The organism is Streptomyces sp. NPDC002619, from assembly GCF_042889305.1.
GTDB lineage: Bacteria > Actinomycetota > Actinomycetes > Streptomycetales > Streptomycetaceae > Streptomyces.
In genome coordinates this window covers 1-22,920 of sequence record NZ_JBIAQV010000073.1, presented here as the reverse complement: position 1 = coordinate 22,920, position 22,920 = coordinate 1, and the positions used below count along the sequence as shown (strand labels likewise).

General features: G+C 68.1%; 21 protein-coding genes and 1 pseudogene. 14 read left to right on the top strand and 8 right to left on the bottom strand.

Translation table 11 applies throughout. From position 1 onward, the window contains the following. Window positions 1-534: 534 nt before the first annotated feature. Both ACFYXB_RS42610 and ACFYXB_RS42605 read right to left on the bottom strand, forming a co-directional pair. Window positions 535-1,140: a CGNR zinc finger domain-containing protein gene (locus ACFYXB_RS42610; protein WP_389590614.1), complete on the bottom strand. Its 606-nt coding sequence runs from the start codon at window positions 1,138-1,140 to the stop codon at window positions 535-537. Between the two features lie 262 nt (window positions 1,141-1,402). After that, window positions 1,403-2,251, bottom strand: a complete 849-nt coding sequence (locus ACFYXB_RS42605; protein WP_389590613.1) for an MBL fold metallo-hydrolase — start codon at window positions 2,249-2,251, stop codon at window positions 1,403-1,405. Between the two features lie 262 nt (window positions 2,252-2,513). Between ACFYXB_RS42605 and ACFYXB_RS42600 the strand changes: the two genes are divergently transcribed. Continuing rightward, window positions 2,514-3,371 (top strand): MBL fold metallo-hydrolase, encoded by an 858-nt coding sequence (locus tag ACFYXB_RS42600; RefSeq protein WP_389590611.1) that lies wholly within the window; start codon window positions 2,514-2,516, stop codon window positions 3,369-3,371. A 734-nt stretch (window positions 3,372-4,105) separates the two neighbouring features. After that, the gene (locus ACFYXB_RS42595) at window positions 4,106-4,618 is read left to right on the top strand and encodes a hypothetical protein (protein WP_389590610.1); all 513 of its coding nucleotides are present in this window, start codon (window positions 4,106-4,108) and stop codon (window positions 4,616-4,618) included. A gap of 313 nt (window positions 4,619-4,931) precedes the next feature. Here ACFYXB_RS42595 and ACFYXB_RS42590 read toward each other — a convergent pair whose 3' ends face one another. Continuing rightward, window positions 4,932-5,864 (bottom strand): ketopantoate reductase family protein, encoded by a 933-nt coding sequence (locus ACFYXB_RS42590; protein WP_389590608.1) that lies wholly within the window; start codon window positions 5,862-5,864, stop codon window positions 4,932-4,934. A gap of 284 nt (window positions 5,865-6,148) precedes the next feature. Between ACFYXB_RS42590 and ACFYXB_RS42585 the strand changes: the two genes are divergently transcribed. The 7 genes and pseudogenes from ACFYXB_RS42585 (at window position 6,149) to ACFYXB_RS42555 (ending at window position 13,301) form a co-directional block, all read left to right on the top strand. Beyond that, window positions 6,149-6,877 carry a flavin reductase family protein gene (locus ACFYXB_RS42585; protein WP_389590606.1) on the top strand — a complete coding sequence of 243 codons (729 nt, stop codon included), beginning with the start codon at window positions 6,149-6,151 and terminating at the stop codon, window positions 6,875-6,877. A gap of 74 nt (window positions 6,878-6,951) precedes the next feature. Further along, the gene (locus ACFYXB_RS42580; RefSeq protein ID WP_389590604.1) at window positions 6,952-8,070 is read left to right on the top strand and encodes an alpha/beta fold hydrolase; all 1,119 of its coding nucleotides are present in this window, start codon (window positions 6,952-6,954) and stop codon (window positions 8,068-8,070) included. A 60-nt stretch (window positions 8,071-8,130) separates the two neighbouring features. Continuing rightward, on the top strand, window positions 8,131-9,024 hold the full coding sequence (locus ACFYXB_RS42575) for an alpha/beta hydrolase (RefSeq protein ID WP_389590602.1): 894 nt from the start codon (window positions 8,131-8,133) through the stop codon (window positions 9,022-9,024). A 32-nt stretch (window positions 9,025-9,056) separates the two neighbouring features. Further along, window positions 9,057-9,845 (top strand): enoyl-CoA hydratase/isomerase family protein, encoded by a 789-nt coding sequence (locus tag ACFYXB_RS42570; protein WP_389590601.1) that lies wholly within the window; start codon window positions 9,057-9,059, stop codon window positions 9,843-9,845. 190 nt (window positions 9,846-10,035) lie between these two features. Continuing rightward, window positions 10,036-10,371 (top strand): annotated as a pseudogene (locus ACFYXB_RS42565) (malic enzyme-like NAD(P)-binding protein); the annotation flags it as partial. 53 nt (window positions 10,372-10,424) lie between these two features. Then, window positions 10,425-11,639, top strand: a complete 1,215-nt coding sequence (locus ACFYXB_RS42560; RefSeq protein ID WP_389590599.1) for a hypothetical protein — start codon at window positions 10,425-10,427, stop codon at window positions 11,637-11,639. Between the two features lie 1,065 nt (window positions 11,640-12,704). Further along, window positions 12,705-13,301, top strand: a complete 597-nt coding sequence (locus tag ACFYXB_RS42555) for an O-methyltransferase (protein ID WP_389590598.1) — start codon at window positions 12,705-12,707, stop codon at window positions 13,299-13,301. Here ACFYXB_RS42555 and ACFYXB_RS42550 read toward each other — a convergent pair whose 3' ends face one another. After that, window positions 13,302-14,420, bottom strand: a complete 1,119-nt coding sequence (locus ACFYXB_RS42550; protein ID WP_389590597.1) for an IS630 family transposase — start codon at window positions 14,418-14,420, stop codon at window positions 13,302-13,304. Window positions 14,421-15,027: 607 nt separating this feature from the next. Here ACFYXB_RS42550 and ACFYXB_RS42545 point away from each other — a divergent pair. The 5 genes from ACFYXB_RS42545 to ACFYXB_RS42525 all read left to right on the top strand — a co-directional run bounded on the left by ACFYXB_RS42545 (window position 15,028) and on the right by ACFYXB_RS42525 (window position 20,050). After that, window positions 15,028-15,933, top strand: a complete 906-nt coding sequence (locus ACFYXB_RS42545; protein ID WP_389590596.1) for an MBL fold metallo-hydrolase — start codon at window positions 15,028-15,030, stop codon at window positions 15,931-15,933. Window positions 15,934-16,520: 587 nt separating this feature from the next. Next, entirely contained in the window at window positions 16,521-17,102 is a 582-nt protein-coding gene (locus tag ACFYXB_RS42540; protein WP_389590594.1) for a TIGR03086 family metal-binding protein, read from the top strand. 388 nt (window positions 17,103-17,490) lie between these two features. Continuing rightward, window positions 17,491-18,525 carry an IS3 family transposase gene (locus tag ACFYXB_RS42535; RefSeq protein ID WP_389590593.1) on the top strand — a complete coding sequence of 345 codons (1,035 nt, stop codon included), beginning with the start codon at window positions 17,491-17,493 and terminating at the stop codon, window positions 18,523-18,525. 186 nt (window positions 18,526-18,711) lie between these two features. Then, entirely contained in the window at window positions 18,712-19,824 is a 1,113-nt protein-coding gene (locus tag ACFYXB_RS42530; protein ID WP_389590592.1) for an IS110 family transposase, read from the top strand. A gap of 1 nt (window position 19,825) precedes the next feature. Then, on the top strand, window positions 19,826-20,050 hold the full coding sequence (locus ACFYXB_RS42525) for an IS3 family transposase (protein WP_389590615.1): 225 nt from the start codon (window positions 19,826-19,828) through the stop codon (window positions 20,048-20,050). A gap of 45 nt (window positions 20,051-20,095) precedes the next feature. Here ACFYXB_RS42525 and ACFYXB_RS42520 read toward each other — a convergent pair whose 3' ends face one another. The 4 genes from ACFYXB_RS42520 to ACFYXB_RS42505 form a co-directional block, all read right to left on the bottom strand. Then, window positions 20,096-20,854, bottom strand: coding sequence for a hypothetical protein (locus ACFYXB_RS42520; RefSeq protein ID WP_389590590.1), 759 nt, complete (start codon window positions 20,852-20,854; stop codon window positions 20,096-20,098). Next, entirely contained in the window at window positions 20,800-21,180 is a 381-nt protein-coding gene (locus ACFYXB_RS42515; RefSeq protein WP_389590588.1) for a transposase domain-containing protein, read from the bottom strand. The genes ACFYXB_RS42520 and ACFYXB_RS42515 overlap by 55 nt, the downstream gene beginning before the upstream one ends. Then, entirely contained in the window at window positions 21,137-21,499 is a 363-nt protein-coding gene (locus tag ACFYXB_RS42510; protein WP_389590586.1) for a transposase, read from the bottom strand. Before ACFYXB_RS42510 ends, ACFYXB_RS42515 begins: the two co-directional genes overlap by 44 nt. Window positions 21,500-21,795: 296 nt before the next feature. Further along, window positions 21,796-22,242 (bottom strand): hypothetical protein, encoded by a 447-nt coding sequence (locus tag ACFYXB_RS42505; protein ID WP_389590584.1) that lies wholly within the window; start codon window positions 22,240-22,242, stop codon window positions 21,796-21,798. Between the last annotated feature and the right edge of the window lie 678 nt (window positions 22,243-22,920).

The window sequence follows — 22,920 nt, the reverse complement described above, 5'->3', positions numbered from 1 at the left end:
TCCGAGTAGTCCTTCATCGCCATCGGCGGTCTTCTCGCTTCCTCCGGATCAAGCAGATCCAGTATCAGCGTGTCCACCACTCAGGGGGAGGCCCCCGAGGTCCGCGAGGCGCGGGCATACCAGACTCCGCTCCGACCTGGCGCTGGACCGGATCTCATAGAGGCACAAGAGCGAGGCGCCATGCGGGTGCCCGATCTCCTGTACCGCCTAGCCGGGATACGCGTTGGGGTGGGGTTCTTGTCGCCAGCTGCCAGCGCTGCGGCGGGCCCGCTAGGACCCTTCCGTGAACTACTGCGACCGCTGAGCCGCGGGGCGTCCTCGTCCGCCCTTGATAGCTGCCCCTACTCATACGGCAACATCGTGCGACAAACGTCACCCTCACGATCGAGCCCGCGCGATGCGCCAGACGGTCGGCTCCGTGGGTCGTCCCTGCACGACGAATCCGTTCCCGGAGGAGGCTGCCCTGCTGCGGCAGGCGGCTCAGGTGCCGACAAGCGAGGCACAACGGCGAGGACCGCGCCGGAGAGCCGTCTGTCAGACCTGGTCGGCGCCGGCCCGCTTGCGCGCACGATAGTTGCGCAGGTTGGCCGCGTTGCCGCAGACGTGGACGTCGTGCCAGACACCGCTGTTGTTGCGGGAGCGGTCGTAGAAGGCAGCCAGGCAGCGCGTGTTTCGGCAAGACTTCAGGCGGCGCAGAGTGTCGGTGCACTGTGCCTGGTAGGCCTCGGTGAGGGCGAGTGACGCCGCCTGCCGCCATCCCGTGCCGCGGGGCTCAGCGTGGATGGCCCCGTGCTCGTCGAGCCGCAGTGCGGTGGGCAAGGTCATCAGTGAAGCCGCCGGGCCGGGCTCCGTCGCCGAGTCACCGAGTTGGGCGTGGAGGCTCTGGCCCAGGTCATGACGGAAGTCGCGGAGGCCCCGCACGTCCTCGGCTGTCAATTCGATGCCGGGTGCGGGCCGGTGGGTCACGCCACTCCAGCTCTTCAATGCCTGGTCAAGCCAAGCGCGGGCGCCCTCAGCGGTCTGCAGAAGATCGGGCTCGCGCGGCTTGCCGGCGGACCGTGTGTTCAGCAGGTCCTGCACGAAGGCCAGCCCGCCCGGGGCGGGCTCCAGGCCGTATCGGGCTGTCGCGGTCCAGGACATTCGCGGATCTCTTTCGGTGACGGCAACTACGGCAACATGCCCATAGCCTATTTACTTATTACGTTTGGAAGTGTAGCTCTCCGAATGACGAGTGTCAGCTTCCCGAAGTTCCACGTAGGGTCCGGTGGGTTCGCCCATGCAGGCTGTGCCGCTCGGGCGAGTCGCGAACAGAAGCATCTGGACGTCGGATACGTACTCAGTTGACGCCTCCTTGCCCCGGGCGCCCCGATCATTGCGTGACCGGGCGGCCAGGCCCGGCCGCTCAGCCCTTGGCGGACCTCGCCGAGCCCCACAGTGCGCCCTGGTTGACCCGGCCAGGATGCAGTTCCAACATGCCGTGGTAGAGGTCGAGAGTGGTCGTGGTGCGCTCTGCGACCGCCTCGAAGTCGTGGATGTAGCGCCGGGTCTCGGCGATTGTCTTCGGGTCGTCAGGACGGTCGGGGTTCTTGTGTCCCGCGACCACCGCTTCTGGCTCCAGTGCGGCGATGGTGTCGAGCGCGTCCAGCCAGGCTCGGCGGCCCTCGGCGGACGATTCGGCTAGGTAGAGGTGAACATCGTTGTAGACGGCGTCTCCGGCCACGACCAGGCCGATCGACGGCACGTGCAGACAGGTGGTGTCATCGGTGTCCGTGTGCCCGAGTCCCACGACGACGAGGTCGTGGCCCTCCAGCTCCAGCCGATCGACGGCCAGCGGCTCCGCGGCTACGAGCCTGTCCGGGATCTGGCCGGGGAAGCGCTTGTCCCAGAATGACGCGACGAACTCCGGTGCCATCTGCTTCTTCATCTGCTCCACCACCGCCGGCGTCGCCACTGCGCGCGCCCCGGGGAAGCGTTCAAGAAGGGTGCCCAGCCCGAACCAGTGGTCACCGTGCCCGTGGGTCACGAAGACCGTGGTGAGGTTCATGCCGCTCGCCGCAACCCAGTCGGCCAGCCGGTCGGCCTGCTCGGCAGTCATCAGCGCGTCGACCAGCACCGCATCGCGCTCGCCTGTGATCAGTGTGGCCGTGATGGGCGACCACATGCGCCGGGGGACGTCGGGCGGCAGGTCCGCGATCTCGGTGGGGATCGACGGCGCTACGTGGACACTCCAGCTCAGTTGCGCTCCGGGCATGATCGCTTCCTTGGGACTCAGAGGCAGCCACGAGAAAGCTGTAACCGATCAGCCATGTCGATACCAGTGAATGCTGCCTGGTCTGTCGTACTTCTCCAGCCGAAAGTAACTCGACTCAACAACAGAGTCAATACGTGTATGATTATGTCATATGATCGTCGTTGTGTAGGCATTGAATTCCGCTGCGCAAGCGGTCCGCCGCCGCAGGTACGTGACCAGACGACCGCGCGGGCCGCACGTTGCCCCTCAGGGAGGAGTCATCATGACCGCATCCGCGCCCAGCTCTCTGGGGTACGAGACCTTCGTTTCGGACGGCACACCCCGGGCCGGCGAGGAACGTCTGCCGAACGGTGACCGGCTCGTTTCCTCACCGCTGACCTCGACGCTGATCTTCGGGGGAGAGGACGCCGTCCTGGTCGATCCGCCTTTCACCCGTGAACAGACCGAACAGGTCGGTGACTGGGTCGAGCGGTCCGGCAGGCGCCTGACCCACATCTACTCCACCCACGGGCACGGCGATCACTGGTTCGGCACCGCGGAACTCGTGAAGCGATTCCGCGGCGTCACTGTGTACGCGACCCGCGGCACCATCGAGGTCATGCACCAGCAGGCCACCGACGGGCGCGAACAGATGTGGGACAAGCGCTTCCCCGGCCTGATCCCCGACAGCCCGGTTCTGGCCCAGCCCATTCCCGCCGACGGCTTCCAGCTGGAGCGCAACCTCATCCAGGCCGTCGAGGTCGGGCACACGGACACCGACGAGACGTCCGTCCTGCACGTACCGTCCATCGGCCTCATAGTGGCCGGCGACGTCGCCTACAACGGGGTGCACCAGTACATCCTCGAAGGCGGCAATGGCGGCCTGCAGAAATGGCTTGCCGCCATCGATCGCGTCGCCGCGCTCGAGCCGCGCACGGTCGTGGCCGGCCACAAGAACAAAGACCTACCGGACGATCCCGCCATTCTCAACCGAACCCGGCAGTACCTGCTGGACGCCATCCGGCTGCTCGACGAAAACCCGACTGCCCGCGAGTTCTTCGACCGGATGACAGGGCTCTACCCGGATCTGCTCAACCGGGGTCCGGTGTGGTACGGAGCGGTCGGGCTACTGCAAAGGTGACCAGGAAGCCGTCGTGGCGACAGTGCAGCGGCTGACACGAACGGTGCCAGCACCCTTGCAGCCGTCCGGACCCCTGGAAACAGCGCGTACGCCTCGCCGCGCTCCGTCGGGCAGATCAGATTCAGCTCGTCCAGGAAAATCGCCGCGATGGAGACGTCGCCGGTCACCTGAGTAACTTCACGCCACGGAATCCGTGGGGGGCGACCAGGCCACCCGCACCACGGTCGGCGACGACATCGACGCCCGCATTCGCGCGGCGATGTGGCAGCCGAACTACCCCCCGGCCGCGACCATCTGAGGCCATGGACCGCGCGCGGGCGCCGGCCCGCCCCGCTCGGGTCGCGCCCGTGCCGGCCAGCAGCCATCCTGAAGGGGGTACCGGCCGCCAGCGACCGGGGCAGGAGCTGCCAAAAGAGCGCCGCCCAGCACGTTGTAGCCACGCGTCACCGACCGAGGCGTCCTGCATGCCGCCGCCTTCCGCCGCGGCATGCAGCTGATGCCCCCCGCAAGGGGATTACATCTGGTCCTGTGCACCGCCTGGCCCGTGCGGACCAGACACGTTCGCTCCAACTGCGGGGCGTCCGGGGTGAAGGGCACCCAGCACACGACGATGATGCCGCGGCCGCGGCAGGCCATACGGCGGGCTGCGGACCGCGAGACGTGGAAGGCGGCGTTCAAATTTCCCCGCCCCGCTTTGCAGGAGCCCGGTTCCCCTTTTCCCGGAGGAATTTCAGATGACCACGCGTACCGGCGTCATCGACCACGCCGCCCGGCGGCTTATCGTAGGGCTCCCCACTCCCTACGACGCGGCCCGCGAGCACTACGAAACCCTCGTCCCCGAGGCCGATCTCGGCCGCTTCTACGACATGGCCTCCTGGCAGGCCACGCTCGAACTGGCCGAGATCAACGCTCCGCACGGCTTCATGCGCTATTACCGCAGCGACATCACCGCTGTGATGACCGGATCGGCGTCCTGCTGGAAGGCCACCCAGTACCTAATGGGCAACCACACCATCGCCGAACGCATGTACCGCCACGACCCATCGGTCATGCTCCACGCCCCCTTGCGGACCCTCCTGTACAACGACATCGACGGCGACACGAATCTGGCCATCGACCAGCCGAGCCTGCTGTTCGCCAGCTACGGCGACCCGCGCATCACCGACGTCGGCCGCGAACTCGACGCCCACCTCGCCCGGCTGGTCACCCTGCTCGGCGGCGAGGTGCCCCCGCAACTGACCCTGTGACAGTTCCGGACGGTCGACATGCCGCGAGCGCGATAGGGCCCAGCAGTTGTTGACGGCCCGTCTCCCCCTCGGCACCGGGGTGTGCGCGGCTGCGCGCGTGCCGGAACGACCCCGGAGGTTCGAGGGCAGGGCACACCTCAAGGCAGTCAAACGTAAGGCGCGCACAAGCCCGTCTTGCTCATGGTTCTACCCGGTGGCGCGGCGGAACGTGTTCCGGAAACCCGGCGTCCGCTCCCAGCGTGACCCCGCCCGCCGGCGGGATCGCCGCACCGCGGCGGGCCGCTCCACGGGTTCCAGAAGCACTCGCCCTAGGTCAGGTGAGGCGGGCGCCCTCGATGCGGTTTTGGTGCAGGCGCAGGTGCATGGTGACCAGATCGAGCAGTGGAACGGTGAGCCCGAGCCGGTGGGCGCGCAGGACCAGGTCTCCGTAGATGTGCTCGGTCTCGGCGCTGCGATTGCCCGTCACATCGCGGTACAGGGACGAGGTGAGCGGCGAGCCCGCCTCGGTCAAGGTCGCCAGCGTCTGCTGCAGGGCCGGTGCGGGCACGGGGTAGCCGGCCGCGGCGGCGACGGAGGCGCACTCGTCGACCACTTGCCGGGCGAACGCCGTCCCGCCGGGAACGGCCGCGACCTCGCCGACCGAGCCGCGCATGAGGCAGGTCACCGTGCCGAGGGCGGCGATGAAAACCCACTTGGCCCACATCTCCGCGTCGATGTCGTCGGACAGGCCGGTCGTGAACCCGGCACCGCTGAGCACGCGGTGCACCTCGTCCAGCCGCGCCGGGGCGGTGTTGCGGCGGGCTCCGTAGCGCAGGTCCTGCAGGGGGGTGAGGCGGACGATGTCCCCTTGGGCGTCGAGGGTGGTCGCCACCTTGGACACGCCGCCCAGGACGGCCTGGTCGCCGAAGCGTGCGGCCAGGACGTCGACGTGCCGGACCCCGTTGAGGACGGGGACGACGAGGGAGTGCGGACCGACCGCGGCCGCCATGTCGTCGACGGCCTGCTCAAGCCCGGTGGCCTTGACCGCCAGCAGGACGACGTCGTAGGGGGCGTCGATGTCCCCGGCCCGGATCACGCGGGGACGCAGGGCGGTCTCCTCGCCCAGGCCGGTAATCCGCAGCCCGCGCCGCTCCAGAAGCTGCGCGCGCCCGGCCCGCACCAGGAAGGTCACGTCCCGGCCGGCCTGCGCGAGCCGGGCCCCGAAGTATCCGCCCGTCGCGCCGGCGCCCACCACCAGGATCCTCATCGGTCAACTCCTCTCTGGGCGTCGCCACCGCGGGCGCCGCCACACTTCCGACAGAGTCAATCACGATACAGCTATGTTCTCACTCCTCTCTCATCACGGCGGCGAGGTGCCGTAATGTCCCAAACTTGCCCGACATAGCCAAAAGGAATACGCTTATTTCCAATGGGAGCTCGAGGTGCGGCGCCCCCTGTCTCCGGCGCCGCCCATGAGCCGTTCTCCCGGCAGTGGTCGTACGGCGCGCAGCGCTGTTCCCATGCCGCGTTCCCACCGATGGAGGTCTGACGATGATCATTGACGCTGCAGAACTCGACGCCGCCCACGCGTACAAACTGCTGATCGGAAGCATCATCCCGCGCGCCCTGGCCTGGGTAAGCACGGTGTCGACCGAGGGCGTGGCCAACCTCGCGCCCATCTCCTTCTTCACCGCGGTCGGCAGGAAGCCGCCCATGGTCTCGATCACACTGCAGCCGCAGGCGGACGGCGTCACGCTGAAGGACACCTTCATCAACATCCGTGACACCGGCGAGTTCGTCACCAACCTGGTGACGCTGCCGCAGGCGGACGCCATGCACGGTTCGGCGTACGGGTTCGAGCCGGACGTGGACGAGTTCGAGGCGCTCGACCTGGGCAAGGAGCCGTCCGAGGTCGTGCGCGCACCCCGGGTCAAGGATGCGCCGATCTCCTTCGAGTGCGTCGTCGACCGGATCATCCCCGTCGGGGACGACATGGTCGACCACGTGGTGTGGGGCCGGGTGGTGCGCTTCCACGTCCGGGACGACCTCTACCTGGAGCGGGGCCGGATCGACACCGCCGCCCTCCCGGCCGTGGGACGCCTGGCCGCCGAGTACACCCTGGTCGAGAACGTCTTCACCACCCCCCTGGACAAGGAACTGCTCGAAGCCCGGCACGACCAGCGGATGCAGCGCCTGGACGGACGGCCCGCCGACTGGTCCCCAATCAACACCAAGGAATGGTCCCCCTCGGGCGAGGTCAGGGTCGCCCCCGGAACGTGAGCACAGCAATGAGGACAGAGCGGATCGGAACGAGCAATGTGCGGTTCCGGCGGCAGGGCGAGGGAGACTTCGCTGTGGTGTTCGTCCACGGCTTCCTGGACGACCAGTACGTCTGGGACGGTCTGATCGGCGAACTCACCACCCCCGGCATCGAATGCGTCACCCTCGACCTGGCCGGAAGCGGAGACCGCCCGCAGGCGCGCGGGCCGTTCACCTACGACCGGTTCGCCGACGAGGTGGGCGCCGTGGCCGACGCCCTCGGCAAGCCCTTCGTGATCGTCGGGCAGAGCATGGGATCGGCGGTGGCCGAGCTGGTGGCTGCGCAGCGCACCGACCGGGCTCTCGGCCTGGTACTGGTGACCCCGGTCCCGCTGGCCGGCACCCGGCTGCCGGACGAGGTGATGGACCCCTTCCGTTCCCTGGGCGGCGATCCCGATGCGCAGCGCGCGGTCAGGAGACAGCTGTCGGCCGCGCTGGCGGTGGCCGACCTCGACCGGCTGGTGGTGAGCGGGACGCGGATGCGTCCCGAGACCGTGCGGGAGGCCGCCGACTACTGGAACAACGGGCACCCGGCGGGCGAGCAGCCCAGCCGGTACACGGGGCCCGTACTCATCGTGCGCGGCGAGGACGACGGCTTCGTCACCGACGAGTTGGTCGCCCAGGGGGTCGCGCCGCGGTTCACCGCGCCCGAGACGGTGGCGGTCGGCCAGGCCGGGCACTGGGCCCACCTGGAGCAGCCGACCCGCGTCGCGGGCCACCTCGATCGCTTCCTGGCCCGCGCGCTGCCCGCCGTGCAGGCGTCGGCCTGGACCAACGCCTTCGAGGAGAAGTCGGCCAACGCGTTCAGCGACGCGTTCGCCGCCGACGTGACGCTGGAGGCGAGCGCCCTCACCCGCGCGGTCGAGGGCCGCGACCAGGTCAAGAACGTGATGGCAGCGGCGAGCACGATCTACGACTCGCTCGTCTTCACCCAGGAGACCGTCAGCGGGGAGCGCAGCTACCTGGAGTGGCAGGCCACCGCGTTCGGCGGCATGCAGATCGACGGCGTGACGATCCTGACGAAGAACGCGGACGGGCAGATCGTCCGGGCCGCCATCCACCACCGGCCGCTCGGCGCCGTCCACCGGTTCTCCGCCGAACTGGGCCGCAGGCTGAACGGCGTGCTCGACGCCGAGTACTTCCACCGGGGCTAAGCCCCCGTTTCCGTCATTCCGGCCAGGGCCCGGCTCTGGTCGCACCGAGGAGGTTGTTCAATGGTCCAGCGCGAGGATGTCGCATTCGACGCCGACGGCGGGGTCACGCTGCGCGGCTGGCTCTTCCTGCCGGACGGTCCCGGCCCCCACCCGGCGATCACCATGGCCCACGGCTACGCCGGGGTCAGGGACCACGGCCTGGAGCCCTTCGCGCGGGCCTTCGCCGAGGCGGGCTTCGTCGTCCTGCTGCACGACCACCGCAACTTCGGCGCCAGCGACGGCCTTCCCCGGCAGGACATCGACCCCTGGCGGCAGATCGCCGACTGGCGCCGCGCCATCTCCTACCTGGAGAGCCGGCCCGAGGTCGATGCCGGCCAGATCGGCCTGTGGGGCACCAGCTACGCCGGCGGCCACGCGATCGTGCTGGGCGCCACCGACCGCCGGCTGCGCGCCGTGGTCTCCCAGGTGCCGACCATCAGCGGCTTCGAGCAGGGGCGGCGCCGCATCGCGCCGGAGGCGGTCGTGAAGGTGGAGGCGGCCTTCGACGAGGACGAGCGCGCCCAGGCCCGCGGCGAGGCCCCCCGCACCCAGGCCGTCGTCGGCGACGACCCGGCTGTGCCCGCCTCCTACCGCACGCAGGAAGCCATCGACTTCTACCTCCAGCCCATACCGGAGGGCGTGTGGAGCAACGAGGTCACGGTCCGCTCCAACCGGCTGGCCCGCATGTACGAGCCAGGGACCTGGATCACCCGGGTCTCCCCCACGCCACTGCTCATGGTGGTCGCCGAGAACGACACCGTGACCCTCACCGACACGGGGCTCGCGGCCTTCGAGCAGGCCCTGGAGCCCAAGCGGCTGCAGTTGATCCCCGGCGGCCATTTCGACCCGTACACCACCGAGTTCGACCAGGCGAGCGCCGGCGCCCTCGACTGGTTCCGCCAGCACCTCTCCTGACGAGTGCCCCCGACAGAGTGCAAGGACGAACCATGCCCCATCTGACCTACTCCATCGACGATGGCCTCGCCACGCTGGTCCTGACCAACCCGCCGCAGAACCGCATCGACCCGCAGATGGCCACCGACCTCGCCGAAGCGCTGGAGGCGATCGGCCACAGCGACGCCCGCGCGGTCCTGGTGCGCGCCGAGGGCCCGGACTTCAGCTTCGGCGGCAACATCGTCGACTGGCCGGATGCGGACGTACGCGAACTGCGGCCCCTCTTCGAGCGTTACATGCAGGTTTTCAACCAGCTCGAGCGGCTCCCGCTGCCGGTGATCGCCGCCGTCCACGGGCTGTGCTTCGGCGGCGGTCTGGAACTCGCGCTCCGCGCCGACGTGATCTTCGCCGGCGAGACGGCCCGCTTCGGCCACCCCGAGCAGACCCTGGGCATCGTCACCCTGCTCGGCGGGATCTACCGGGTCGCCGAGCGTGCGGGCCGGGCACGCGCCGCGGAATGGGCACTCACCTCCGAGCAGGTGTCCGCCAGGGTCATGGCCGACGCCGGTGTCGTCAACCGGGTCGTCGCCGACGACGTCCTGCGGGCCGAGGCGACCGCCTTCGCTCGCAAGGCGGCCAAGGGACCCACCCGCGCCTACGCCGCACACAAGGCCCTGCTGCGCGCCTGGGCCGTCGGCGGCGTCTCCGCCGCGGACGAGGCGATGTTCGACATCGCCATGCCGCTGTTCGAAACCGACGACGTCAACAAGGGCCTCGCCTCCGCCGTCAAGGCCTTCAAGGCGAAGCAGCCCCGGCCCGCCGTCGACTTCCAGGGCCGCTGACCGGCCCCGGGCCCACCCCCACCACAGAAAACCGCAGGACCCCTCCCCCAGGCACCACGCCTCCCTGCCGCTGGCACCCGCCGATGAATGACGGGTGCCGGGTGCACGGCACCCACCGTGACCGGCCCGCCATGACCGGCACCGGGGCCCGGGGCGGGCCGGCCGCAAGGCCCCCCGGCACCACGGCGCAGCGTTCATCTTCGCCATGGCCAACCCCACGCCGGAAATCCACCCCGCCATCGCCCGCACCTACGCGGCCGTCGCGGCCACCGGCCGCAGCGACTACCCCAACCAGATCAACAACGTCCTCGCGTTCCCCGGCATCTTCGCCGGAGCCCTCCGCGTCCGCGCCAGCCGCATCACCCCCGGCATGAAACTCGCCGCGGCGGATGCCCTCGCCTCCGTAGTCGCCGACGAACTGCGCCCCGACCACATCATCCCCTCCCCCTTCGACCCGCGAGTGGCCCCCGCGGTCGCCGAGGCCGGCGCCACCGCCGCCCGGCTCGAGGGAGTGGCCCGGCGGTGAACCACCCAGCGGTCACCCCGAACGGTCCCACGGTCGTCGATCACCCACCAGTCATGGAGAAACCCGGAATGCATCCCCAGCCCCACCCCCCGCATCGCAGGCGCCGCCATCCCGTCCGCGTCTGGCTGCAGCCGTTCCTGATCGGCCTGGTCATCGTCTCGGCGTTCGTCAGCTGCTACGTCGGACTCATGCGCGACCCCCAGCCCCACCGGATCCCCGTGGCGGTCACGGGCCCGCAGCTGGCGAACAAGGTCCAGCAGGCCCTGGGCGACTCGATCGACGTCCGGCGCGCCGACTCCGCCACCGAGGCACGCGACGCACTGCGCCACCGCGACATCGTGGCCGTACTCGGCACCGGCCCTCACGGCAAGGGCCTGAAACTCGACGTCGCAAGCGCGAACGGCCTGTCCACGACCACCGCGGTCACCAAACTCGTCACCGCCTACGCACACGGCGCCAACCAGCACCTCAGCGTCTCCGACATCGTGCCGCTCAGCCGGTACGACGCCCGCGGCCTGGCCGGGTTCTACGTCTCCTTCGGAGTGACCCTCTCCGGCTTCGCCCTCGCCCAGAACGTCGTGGGACTCAGTAGCCTGCTCCACCTGCGGCACCGCTTCACCCTGATGGCCGTCTTCGCCGCAGCATCGGGCCTTGTCGCGGCCGCCATCGCCGGCCCCATCCTCGACGCCGTCCCCGCACCGTATCTCCCCCTCGCCTTCGTCCTGGCTCTGCTGGCCGCCGCCGCAGCCTTCACCACGAAAATGCTGGCCACCTACGTCGGCCCCCTCGGCATCCCCCTCGCCACCCTGCTGCTGCTGACAGTCGGCAACTCCACCAGCGGCGCAACCGTCGGCACCGACCTGATGCCCAGCGGAGCCCGGGCCCTGTCGGCACTGCTGCCCCCCGGCGCCGCCGTCCGCGCCATCACCGACCTCAGCTACTTCCAGAGCTCCCACGTCCTCGCCCCGCTGGCGACACTCATCCTGTGGGCCGCGGGTTCAGCAGTCCTGCTGGCCTTCCGCACCACCAAACAACGCCCGGCGGCCCCCGCACCGCCCCAGCCCCAGACCGCTCCGACCCCGCACCTGTCCGGCAATGACCGCCCCACACCACACCGGGCCACAACCGACGACACACCCACAACCCACTGGGCCGGCACCGACGAGAGACACTTCGCACCAGGCAACGGCACCACACGGCACCCGGCGTTCACCGTGCCGCCGAAAGAGCCCGACACGATGCTGAAAGCTTCGTCTGATTGCGTCTGACCGATGTGACAACAACCAGGAGAACGCCACGGCACCACCAGCGCGCGCCCACCCGCCCCGGTCAGGTGCGGACATCTTGTGCGGTTGAACGCCTTCACGCGATACCCGAGCCGTCAGTCGGTGGTCAGCCCGGCCGTCACCGCGCCGAAGTCGCTATGCAGGCCGACGGCGAAGCTGCTGAGGCCGGGCAGATTGGCCTCCGGCCCTCGGTGATCCAGTCCGGCAGGCGGGTGCCGCTTTCATGTCGTGAGCATCCTCGGGATGAACTGGTCAGTTCCGCTGCGGACGCCAACTCCGGGCAGCAGTCGAGAACGGCCTTCCGATGCAGTTTCTCTACTTCGGTGAGGGTCGCCGGGTGCCGGGTGCCGGGTGAGCCAGCTGGTCACTTGCCGCACCGACGGCGGTGGCGGGGCAGGCGTGAAGCCTTCTTGCTGGTGCAGGCCACGCCGGATCCAATCACGGACGGTGGAGTAGCGGGGCCGAAAGGCGCAGGAGGAGCTCACCCACCTGTTTTCCGGCGGCGCCGATTGGGCCGACTGCATCCGCGCCGAGGCCGGTGCAACCATCTGGTGCACCGGCTTCCGGCCCGCCCTCGCCCACTTGGCGCCCCGCGGGACTGTGCGGCCCGCACAAGCGCATCGCCACCAGGGCACGCCGACCGTGGACGAACCACGCTTGGACGGCCCACCCGTCAGCCATGGCTCTCCAGTCAGTCCGCCTCGGCCGAGTCCCTCGCTGCCGAGGCCACCCGGCCGAGGCGGGTTCTGGCAGTCCCTGCCCTGGTCCGGCTGTCCGGGCTTCGTCCTACTGGCCGTGGGACCCGCCGGGCCCCGCCTTCAGACGGCTGCGTTCGTGTCAGCAGCCGCTTGGTTTCCGCTGTCGCAGTCATCTGCGGGTGCGCCGGGTGGAGTTGGGGGGCTGTGGCCCGTCCGGCAGACGAGTGGAACTGGGTGGCAGTGGGCGCTAGTGCTCTGACCGGGAAGGTTTGCAGGGTCTGGACAGGCGAAACTCCGTACGGACGCCTCTGCTGGCGGATAGCGTCATGTTCACGATGAAGGGGGATTCGTGATCAGGGCAGAGCGTGCGGTTCCGCCTCGCGTGGTGGCCGCGGAGCGTGTCGCCTCCGAGGCGGGTTTCAAGAAGAGTTGCATCCCTGAGGTGGGCAGGTTGCTCAGGCTGGCCGCTGCTGCGAAACCCCACGGAGTCATTGCGGAGAGCGGCACCGGCTCGGGTGTGGGTACCGCCTGGCTGCACAGTGGGCTTGGCGCCGGTGCCCGCCTGGTAACCGCAGAGCGTGACGAGGAGCTGGCCCGTCGAGCGGCTGGTGTCTTCGCGGACGACAACCGCGTCAGCGTCCTCACGGGGGACTGGCGGCTGCTTGAGCAGCACGCCCCCTTCGATGTCTTCTTCTGCGACGGCGGAGGCAAGCGTGACGACCCCGAGGGTGTCGTCGAGCTGCTTGCTCCCGGTGGCCTTCTCATGCTGGACGACTTCACCCCATCGCCCCATTGGCCGCCTCGTTTCGGCGGCGAAGTGGATGAGCTCCGCCTGTTCTACCTCACTCATCCAGCCCTGGACGCCACTGAAGTACTTACAACGCCAGCCAGTTCAGCGGTTGTGCGGCACGCCGCCTTTAGCGAGGAAGGCGTGAACCGTTCTTGATCACGCCGCGAGGGCTGGTCTGCCGCCCCAGCGGATGCCCTTCTCGCTGCGAATGCGGGCGCGTTCTCGGCGTTGGGCGGCCAGGACGTCGGGGTGGCGGGAATTGGCGTTGCGCCAGCACAGGTAGCGGTGCAGAGCCCGGGTCTGCGCGGGATGGCTGCGATGGTTCGAATGCGCCAGGGTGAACTGCCGCAGCGGGCCGAAGTGCGCCTCGATCGGGTTGGCCCAGGAGGCGTAGGTCGGGGTGAAGCACAGCTCGACCTTGTTCTTCTTCGCCCAACGGCGGATGTCCTGGCCGGTGTGGGCGGAGAGGTTGTCCAGGATGATGTACATTGGGGCGCCGTCGGGCCGCGCGGCGCGGATCGACTTCAGCGCGGCCAGGCTGTTGGCAGTGCCTTTGCGGCGGCGATTGACGCCCCACAACCGGTCGTCGCCGACGGAGTAGCAGCCGTGAAAGTAGGTGACGCCGTGGGTGCGGCGGTAGGTCGCCGGCAGCCGGTCGGGCTTGCCCTGCTTCGCCCAGCAGGAACCTGCGGTCGGCCGGATCCCGAGCGGCCCGAACTCGTCGAAGGCGAAGACCCGGTCCGGGAAGTGCTCCAGTACGTACTCGATGCGGTCGAGCTTGGCGTCGCGCTCGGGGTCGGGCGACTCCTTCCATGTCTTGGTGCGCTGGAAGGTGATGCCGCGGCGCAACAGCAGGCACCGTAAGGCTTCACGGCCGATGCGGATGACGCGTCCGTGCACGCGGCGCAGGTAGGCGGCGAGTTTGCGGATCGACCAGCGGGTGAAGGGCTGGCCGAGCTTGGTGGGGCGGGTGGTGGCCGTCTGGACGACGAAGTCCTCGTCGTCAGGGGTGAGCAGGCGGGGACGGCCTCCCGCCCATCGAGGGTCCAGACAGGCCAGGCCGATCTCGTTGAACCGGTGGATCACGTCCCGCACCGTGTCCTCGTCGGCCTGGACCAGCTGGGCAATCACCGGGACGCGGTTCCCGCCGGCGGACGCGAGCAGCATCATCGCCCGCCGATAGCGCACCGAGCTTGTACTTCCCCGGCGCACGATCTGCTGCAGCTTCTGCCCCTCCTGGTCGGTCAGTCTGCGCACCCGCACAGGCTCAGCCACCACACCTCCAGCGGTCGGAACGGACGTCACCGCCCATCCAACCGTTCCAATCGCCAACCCGGCGAACCTTCCCGGTCAGAGCACTAGGTGACCGAGGGGCCGTTTGGGCCGTGGACCTCGAGATTCAGAAACAGCGGGGCTTACCCCTGACGGCTTGCCTGACACGGAGAACAATCTGGTCGCTGGTGTATGCGTAACCGGCCAGGAAGACACCCGGTTGCCGTTCTGATCCATGCAATCAGTCTTACCGCTGGAGTGCCCTGACGGGTTCGGTGAAGGTGGACCACCTGGACCTAGGTTCAGCAAGGCGCGCGCACGGGACCCGCAAGGGCATGAAGGGCGCGACGCTGGATGTGAACCGGGATGGCAGCGCCGCTGCCGCGCCGCTCCGGCCGGTCCGGCCGCCGCCTGAGCGACGGTTGGACTGGTCAGGCAACCGCACGGCAATCAACGACCGTGTGGTCCTGAAATCCCATGAACGTGATCGGGGGCCTGACTGCCGCAGGCCCTTAGGTCTGTGACCGCACAGGGCCCTCGATCATCTTCCACTCACTGTCACACCATTTCACCCGTCTGCCGGACGGGTGGCACGGAAAGGAAATCCCTGATGACTGCATTCAAGCCCATGCCCGACTTCGCTCTGGGTCCGGACATCCCGGAGTCCGGGTTTGTCGTGACCGATCTGGGTGGCGGTGCCTACGGTGTCACCCAGGGCATGATCAACACAATGTTCCTGGAGACCAAGAACTGTGTGGTCCTGGTGGACGCCCCGCTGGCCCTGGGTGACATGCTGCTGCCGGCAATCGAGTCGGTCACCTCCAAGCCGCTCACGCACCTGATCTACAGCCATGCGCACGCCGACCACATCGGTGCGGCTCACCTGGTCAACCGGGATGGTCTGCAGATCATCGCCCACGAGCTGACCGGTCAGTTCATCGAGGAGGCGCACGACGACCGCCGTCCGCTGCCGAACGTGACCTTCAGCGGTCCGCACAAGGCGCTGGACATCGACGGGACGCGGTTCGTCCTGGACTACACCGGTGACTGGCACCAGGCGGGCAACCTGTTCATCCACGTCCCCGAGAGGAAGCTCTTCGCGGCGATGGACAGCTTCACCCCGAAGAACCCGCCGTTCTTCCGTCTGGTCTTCTCCGCTCACGTGCCCGCGTACTTCGAGGCCATGAACCAGATGCTCGAGTACGACTTCGAGACCGTCGTGACCGGTCACATGGCTTTGTACGGCACGCCGGAGGACGTGGCGACGAACCGTGAGTACATCAACGACCTGCGGAAGTCCGCGACCGAGGCTCTGCAGACGGTCGACCTGAAGGAGGCCGCGGCCGCCGTCGGTGTGCCGGACAACAACAAGCAGGCCGAGCTGAAGGTGTGGATGGACGCGGTTGTCGCCCGCGCGGCAGAGCTGATGCCGTCCTGGGACAAGCGCCTTGGAGGGACCGACATCTTCCTCGCCGACAACCTCAACGCCGTCACGTGGAGCCTCTTCATCGACTAAGACGATGTCCTGTGCAGTGAGGGAGCGTGGCGCTTGTAGCGGCACAGGACCGCGGCAGGTCTGAGGCGGGGTCGTTGCCGGGGCCCGACGAGGACCAGGCCTGCGGCAGGCTGGCGGCCAGGAGATCGCCGGCTCGTTCACCTGCCTTCGGCCCCGGCGTCCGCCCGACCCGATTCCCGTGCGGGCCATGGGCTTCAGCCAGCCGGGGGCAGCCCGTGCGGGTCCGACAGGACGCGCACCTGGGATCCGCCTTGCCCGGTCCACAGGGCTCGGAACCGTGTGTTCGCCCGCCCCTTCTTATTGGCCCTCACGTCGGGCGTACTTGGGACGCCCCGGAATACGGAGGCCGAGCCCGCCAGGGGCAACACAGTGCTGGGTGCCGCCGAACCGTGGGCGCACCAACTCCTGCGGAATCAGCAACTTGGCAGTCGCCCACCAGCCGTTCGGACGAAGCGCCATACACAGCCCAACGTGCGATCACCACATACAACATCGTCTGACAGACCATCTCATTGGGACCGTTCGCCCCGGCCTGGGGCACGAGAAGGAGGGAACGCCGCATGAGGCAATCGACCAGCGTGGACTTGTTGGCGCAGAGCATCGATCTGGCCCTTGACGTGGTCAGCGGTGTGTCGGTGGACCAGTACCAGGATCCAACCCCGTGTTCGGAATTCACGGTGAGAGATCTTGTGAATCACATCGCCATGATGCTCTTGATGACGAGGGACGCGGGCACCCGGGCGGCACCGGATCCCAGCCTGCTGACTGCCGACCCGATGCCTTTTCTCGCCGGCCGAACGGAGTCCGACTGGGCTGGGCTGATGACTGAAAAGGCGGATCCGGCAGTGAGTGCCTGGTCCGCGCCGGCGGCGTGGGCAGGGGAGGCGAGTGTCGGCGGACCGCCCATGGCCGCCACCGCGCTCGGCGAGATCCTCATCGCCGAATTCGCCATCCATGCCTGGGACATGGCAGTAGCCACCGGGCAGCCCATCAACATCCCCGCATCCTTGGCCGGCGCCGCGTTCGACACCTACACACGTGAGGCACCCCGCATGCGCGGCCTGGGCCTTCTCGCCGACGAGGTGCCGCAAGAGACCTACGCGCCCCTGTTCGACCGCGTGCTGGGCCTGACCGGCAGGGACCCCCGATGGACCCGACCCACGCGATAGTTCTGCAACTGCATCCGGTGTGACGAGCAAGACTGATTGCCGGTGGTGTGGGGAGTGCCATGCATCAGGTGTGACTTCACGTAGGAGTCACACCTGATGGCACATGCTGAGGCCGTGTTGCCGGGCCGGCGAGTGAGCTGAGGGCGCGTGCGTGAGGCCGGTGCCGGCGTCCCGAAAATGGCTGCCCAACGAGCCGCTGGAGGAACTGGCCGCGCTCGACGCGCAGCATCACACGCCGGCCGGCACATGGCCCCGCTGCGGCATCGTGGGCTTGATCCGCTTTGACGGACATCTGAGATCAGGGGTTCTGCCCCGGAAGGCTGAAGCTTCCCCTTGATCGTGGACACCTGGAGACTGGGATCTGAGGTTCCAGAGGAAGCAGTGTCAGGTGGGAAGCAAGTACTCGAATCGGTACTCGGACGAGTACAAGTGGGACGCGATCGAGCTCGTGCGGTCGTCGGGCCGAACGGTGACCGAAGTCGCCCGGGAGCTCGGGATCAGTTCGGAGTCCCTGCGGGGCTGGGTGAAGAAGGCCCGTGCCACCCAAGAGGCCGAAGCCGGGGCCGGGCTGTCGGGGCCGGGCGGCAACATTCGGGACGAGGAGTTGAAGCGGCTGCGGAAGCTGACCGCCGAGCAGGCGAAGACGATCGAGATCTTGAAAAAAAGCGACCGCCTTCTTCGCGAAGGAGAGCGACCAGTGAGCAAGACTTGCCGGTTCATCCATGCGGAGAAGGCGAACTACACGGTCACACTGCTGTGCAAGGTGATGAAGACCGCCCGCTCAACGTACTACGCACGGGTGGCCAGACGGAAAGCCCGCGAAGCAAGGCGGCGGGACGACGAGGCCCTGGCCCACGAAATCACGGTGATCCACCTCGCGTCCCGGCACAACTACGGAGTACCGCGCGTCACCGCCGCATTGCGCCGGCAGGGCCGGCTGGTCAACCGCAAGCGGGTGGAGCGGGTCATGCGGCAACACGGCATCGCCGGGAACAGCCGGCGCACCGGACGCCGCAGTCTGACCAAGGCCGACAGCAAGGCCGCTCCAGCTCCCGACCTGATCGGCCGGGACTTCACCGCCACCAGCCCCGGCATGAAGATCGTCGGGGACATCACCTACATCCCCACCTCCGAGGGCCGGCTCTACCTCGCCTCGTGGCTGGACCTGGCCACCCGGGAAGTGATCGGGTACTCGATGGCCGACCACCACCGCGCCGAACTCATCGTCGACGCCCTGGACATGGCCGCCGCGCTGGGTCGCCTGGAGCCCGGCTGTGTGATCCACAGCGACCGCGGATCAGAATACACCTCCACCCAACTCCACACCAGAATAGGCGAGTTGGGGCACAGGCAAAGCATGGGCCGAACCGGAAGCTGCTTCGACTGTGAGGATGATCGGGTGCTGCTCCGGGCGGTGGCCTGACCCGTGCTTCGACTGGCGTTGTTGCCTTGGCATTGATCTGTCGGCCACTGCCTGGAGCTGTACTCGCTGCCGCCAGGCAGGGGACGTGTCCCGATAGACATCTTCGCGACAGGCACCGTCACAGTCTTGACCGCCCCGGCCCGGCGACGGCCACCGGCACCCGAGGCGATCAGGAGACAGGCGACCTTGCCCAGCATCACGCAGCCCACGGCCCCATGTCACGTCCCAGCCGAAGCCGAGGAGGACATCCTGCTCGGTGTTGACACCCACAAAGACGTCCACGCCGCGGCCGTCATCACCACGCTCGGCGCCGCTCTGGACAGCCGCAGCTTCCCGGCGACCGCCGAAGGCTATCGTCAACTCCTGTCCTGGGCACGCTCGTTCGGCATGCTACGGCGAGCTGGGGTCGAGTGCACCGGATCCTACGGTGCAGCCCTGACGCGGCACCTGCGGGCCGAGGGCATCGAGGTGACCGAGGTCAACCAGCCCGACAAGGCCGCCCGACGGCGCCACGGCAAGACCGATGCCATCGATGCCGAAGCCGCCGCCCGCGCCGTGTTGTCCGGTCGCGCCACCGCCGCAGTGAAGACGAGCGACGGCTCGGTGGAGATGCTGCGGCTGTTCAAGCTGGCGAAGGGGTCCGCGATCAAGTCCAGGACCCGGGCCATCAACCAGCTCAAGAGCGTTCTGGTCTGCGCCGATGCCGAACTCCGCGAGTCCCTGGCAGGGCTGAGCAACCCGAAGCTGTTCCAACAGTGCGCTCTGCTCACGGAGTCGGAGGTCTCCGGGCCGGCAGGGGCCGCGCGGCACACCTTGAGACTGCCGGGCCGCCGCATACAGCACCTGACCGAGGAGATCAACGACCTCAACAAGCGGATAGCAGAAGCGATCAAAGCGAGAACTCCGGGCCTGCTTGACGTCCACGGCGGCGGCCCGGACACCGCAGCAGCTCTGCTCATCTCGGCCGGTGACAACCCCGAACGCCTCGACAGCGAGGCATCCTTCGCCGCCCTGTGTGGCACCAGCCCGGTCGAGGCATCCGCCGGCAAGACCCAGCGCCGCAGACTCAACCGAGGCGGCGACCGCCAGGCCAGCGCCGCCCTCTACCGGATCGTCCTCAGCCGCCTGCGCTGGGCGGGCCCTTCCCAAGACTACCTGCGGCGACGCCTCGCGGAGGGCAAGACCAAACGCGAGATCATCCGCTGCCTCAAACGGTACGTCGCACGAGAGATCTACCGGCACATCGCCCCCGCCAACACCGCGGCACACCCCACGGAACCAGCCCGAGACACCGCTTGACATCCATAGGGGCATCAACGCCGCCGCGGAGAGCTTCCGGGCCGTCCTGAAGGAAGAGATCGGCACCCGCTTCTGGACCGACCGGGCCACCGCCCGAGCCGGCATCTTCGACTTCATCGAGACCTTCTACAACAGACGCCGTCCACGCAAGCACATCCACTGGGGCTACCTCACGCCCCACGAAACACGCCTGCGCTACCGGCAAGATCAGGCCCTCGCGGCGTAACAACACCGTGTCCAAGATCTCGGGGAAACTTCCAAGGCCGGGTAGTTAGCGTTTCTGCAGGTCACGCAAGGGATTCGTCATCTCTGTGATTGCCGTGTAGCGGCCCGTGCGGACTCTCTTGATCATTCCTCTCTCGGTCCAGCGAGCGAGTTGTCGATAGGTGGCGACGAGGGTGCCATCGCCGAGGAGCTCGGCGATCTCCCTTGAGCGCCATAGCCGTTCGGGTTCTGCCTGCAGGATGGCCAGGACACGTGCCATGCGGCTGCCCGTCTTGCCGTTGCCTGTGTTCTCCCGGACGGTCGTCGCGGGCAGTGCGGGCTCCGGCGATGGCGGCGGCAGGAGAGTGATCGTCGTCGAGGTCACGACCTTGCTGCCGTCGGGGCGACCGTCCAGCTTCCTTTCCGCGTAGCGGGAGATGGGTGACTTCACCTTGCGGGTGCTGACGCGGGTTCGCCGTGCGGGCGACAGTGCCGACAGGACTCGGCGGCCGATCTCCCCGATACCCTGCTCGAAGATTCCTTCCGCACATACCAGCAGGTCGCGGGCGGTTTGGAGGGCGATGGTGAAGCCGCAGCGGTCGGGATCGGTGCCCGGCCTGGACTCCGCCGCCTCGACCATGGTGCGGCGCACCACCCTTGCCTGCGGGAACCCGATGGGCCGACCGGCACTGTCCACCTGCCCGCCGAAAGCGGCACGGGTCGTATCGTTCTCCGGCACGTCCAGCAAGAACCCGTCGACCGCGGCAACTCTCATCCCGCGCCAGAACGCCGCCTCGAGTGTGGGCGGAGCGATCGCCCCCGCCACACGGCGGAACACTCCTTCCAACGGTGCGGACCCAAGCTGCTGCCGGGCCCTGGTGAACGACGACTTGTTCGGGACCGACTGGTCCATCTCGCCCAGGGCCCGACCAGGTTCTCCGCGACATCGTCGTAGGAGTCCTGCTGGAACAGCGCCAGAGCAAGCACGAAGTAGACCAGGAACCGGCTCGACAGGGGACGGGGCTTGGCATCCCGCCGACCACATACGGCCAGCACCTCGTCCACCAGCTCAGGAACGATCCACTCGGTGAGCAACCCGAGTCGGACCTCATCGGATAATCCGATCCATGGATGTATTCTTCCCGCCGTCATAGCCGCTGGTTGCGGTCTCGACTGTCGACGTGCCCTTCGCGGACTGCGAGTCGATCGCTCCCGCCGTCGGTTCCGCATCCCGGCCCTGCGCTTGACGGGTCGCGGCGCGGAGCCGGTCGTGGAACTCGCTGATCAGACCCTGCTTCCGCCAGCGGATGAAGAACCGGTGCACTGCCTTCCACGGCGGGTAATCGGCAGGCAGCGCAGGCCACTTCACGCCGTTGTCCACCACGTAGCGGATCGCGTCGAGTATGTCCCGGTGCCAGTACTTCTCGGGTCGGCCGCCCCGGCCCTCGGCCCACGCCGGCACCGGGATCATGTCGCGGACCGCGGCCCACTCCGCGTCCCCATGTCGGTCGGATAGCAGTGCCCGCCGGACGGACTGTCCGCGGCGTTCCCGTACGTGTGGGCCAAACAGTCGCACACCCGCGTGTCAGGAATGGACTCATCCACAGTAGACCGATACAACTGCGGCGACAGGGCCTCCCGGTGAGCAGTGGCGTAGACACCCTCTGTGCTACCGAGAGGCCCTTCATGCCTCCGCACGGCCACAATCACCTGAACAGCACACCCGTACGGAACCCCAAGCCCCACTCTCGGTTTCGAGAAGCCCTCTTACCGGAGCTCGTGGACCTCAACGCATTGGTCGTTCGCGTTGCGTATGTGCCCTTCCGGGCAATCAGCTTTGGTCTCGGGCTTGGTCTCGGGCTTGGTCTCGGGCTTGGTCTCGGGCTTGGTCGGCGTGTAGACATGAACGCATTGGCCCTTCGCGTTGAGCTTGTAGTCCTTCGGACAATCGACCTTGGTCTCGGGCTTGGTCTCGGGCTTGGTCTCGGGCTTGGTCTCGGGCTTCGACTCGCAGGACCAGGAACCCTTGTGCCACTCCTTATGTTGTTTGTCGTACCAGCCCTTGTGCCACGTGCAGTCCTTGAGAACCGAGGCGGTTGCCGTGGCGGGGGTGGCTACTGCGGCCGTGCCCGCCGTGCCGATTGCGGTGCCGCCGACCAGCAGGAAGCCGCCCGCGACGCAGGCGAAGGCGCGCTTGGCGCGATGTGCTCGCATGGCTCTGCTCCTTCTTCCACGTTCTCGCGCTGTCTCAGCACGAGAGGGAGGGCCGCGGCCTCACGCCGAAGCGTGGGGTCCGGCGATGGCTGCACGGTGCCGCTCGAAGAATGCTGCGGCACTGTCGTCGAGGTCGCCGCGTGGAAGCGGGGGGAGTACGTCTCCCAGCTGCCGCTCCACCTGGCGGGGACACGTCGCGGGACGTGTCCTGGATCACGACCTCATCGTCTTTCGAGGGTAGCGGCGTATCCGCTGCCAGGCACCTCGAGCCCGACGCGCGCCCAGTCAGACTGAAGTTCCCCGGTCAAGCCCGTACCCCTCTTGTTGGGTGCCCGGTCTCCTGGTGACGCACATCCCCTCGAGCGGTTACGGTTTGCCCATGAGGGTAAGGACATAGGTTCCGGTTTTTGGTTCTGTGCTGTACTGCGATCGGTCGACCGAGCGCGGATATGGGAGCACTCGGTCGACCGACATCATCTGACGCAGGCCGGGGGGAGGCCCGCTCATGAGCTGTTGGTACGGGCGAAGCGAGCCGGGGAGACGAGCGACGGCCGGCTCCTTACGGGGGCGGCGGGGCAAAGGTGCGGCGATGGCGTGGCTTTGGTCGTCAGCTGGCGGGTCCGGTGATGGTGGATGTGAAGATGGTTTTGCTGTTCTGGCGGCCTGTTACTTCGATGG

Coding starts and splice junctions, on each gene's coding strand:
- ACFYXB_RS42515 (WP_389590588.1), bottom strand. CDS start 21,180: ATGACGGCGGGAAGAATACATCCATGGATCGGATTATCCGATGAGGTC.
- ACFYXB_RS42570 (WP_389590601.1), top strand. CDS start 9,057: ATGCCCCATCTGACCTACTCCATCGACGATGGCCTCGCCACGCTGGTC.
- ACFYXB_RS42595 (WP_389590610.1), top strand. CDS start 4,106: ATGACCACGCGTACCGGCGTCATCGACCACGCCGCCCGGCGGCTTATC.
- ACFYXB_RS42590 (WP_389590608.1), bottom strand. CDS start 5,864: ATGAGGATCCTGGTGGTGGGCGCCGGCGCGACGGGCGGATACTTCGGG.
- ACFYXB_RS42600 (WP_389590611.1), top strand. CDS start 2,514: ATGACCGCATCCGCGCCCAGCTCTCTGGGGTACGAGACCTTCGTTTCG.
- ACFYXB_RS42575 (WP_389590602.1), top strand. CDS start 8,131: ATGGTCCAGCGCGAGGATGTCGCATTCGACGCCGACGGCGGGGTCACG.
- ACFYXB_RS42605 (WP_389590613.1), bottom strand. CDS start 2,251: ATGCCCGGAGCGCAACTGAGCTGGAGTGTCCACGTAGCGCCGTCGATC.
- ACFYXB_RS42610 (WP_389590614.1), bottom strand. CDS start 1,140: ATGTCCTGGACCGCGACAGCCCGATACGGCCTGGAGCCCGCCCCGGGC.
- ACFYXB_RS42545 (WP_389590596.1), top strand. CDS start 15,028: ATGACTGCATTCAAGCCCATGCCCGACTTCGCTCTGGGTCCGGACATC.
- ACFYXB_RS42510 (WP_389590586.1), bottom strand. CDS start 21,499: ATGATCCCGGTGCCGGCGTGGGCCGAGGGCCGGGGCGGCCGACCCGAG.
- ACFYXB_RS42585 (WP_389590606.1), top strand. CDS start 6,149: ATGATCATTGACGCTGCAGAACTCGACGCCGCCCACGCGTACAAACTG.
- ACFYXB_RS42505 (WP_389590584.1), bottom strand. CDS start 22,242: ATGCGAGCACATCGCGCCAAGCGCGCCTTCGCCTGCGTCGCGGGCGGC.
- ACFYXB_RS42560 (WP_389590599.1), top strand. CDS start 10,425: ATGGAGAAACCCGGAATGCATCCCCAGCCCCACCCCCCGCATCGCAGG.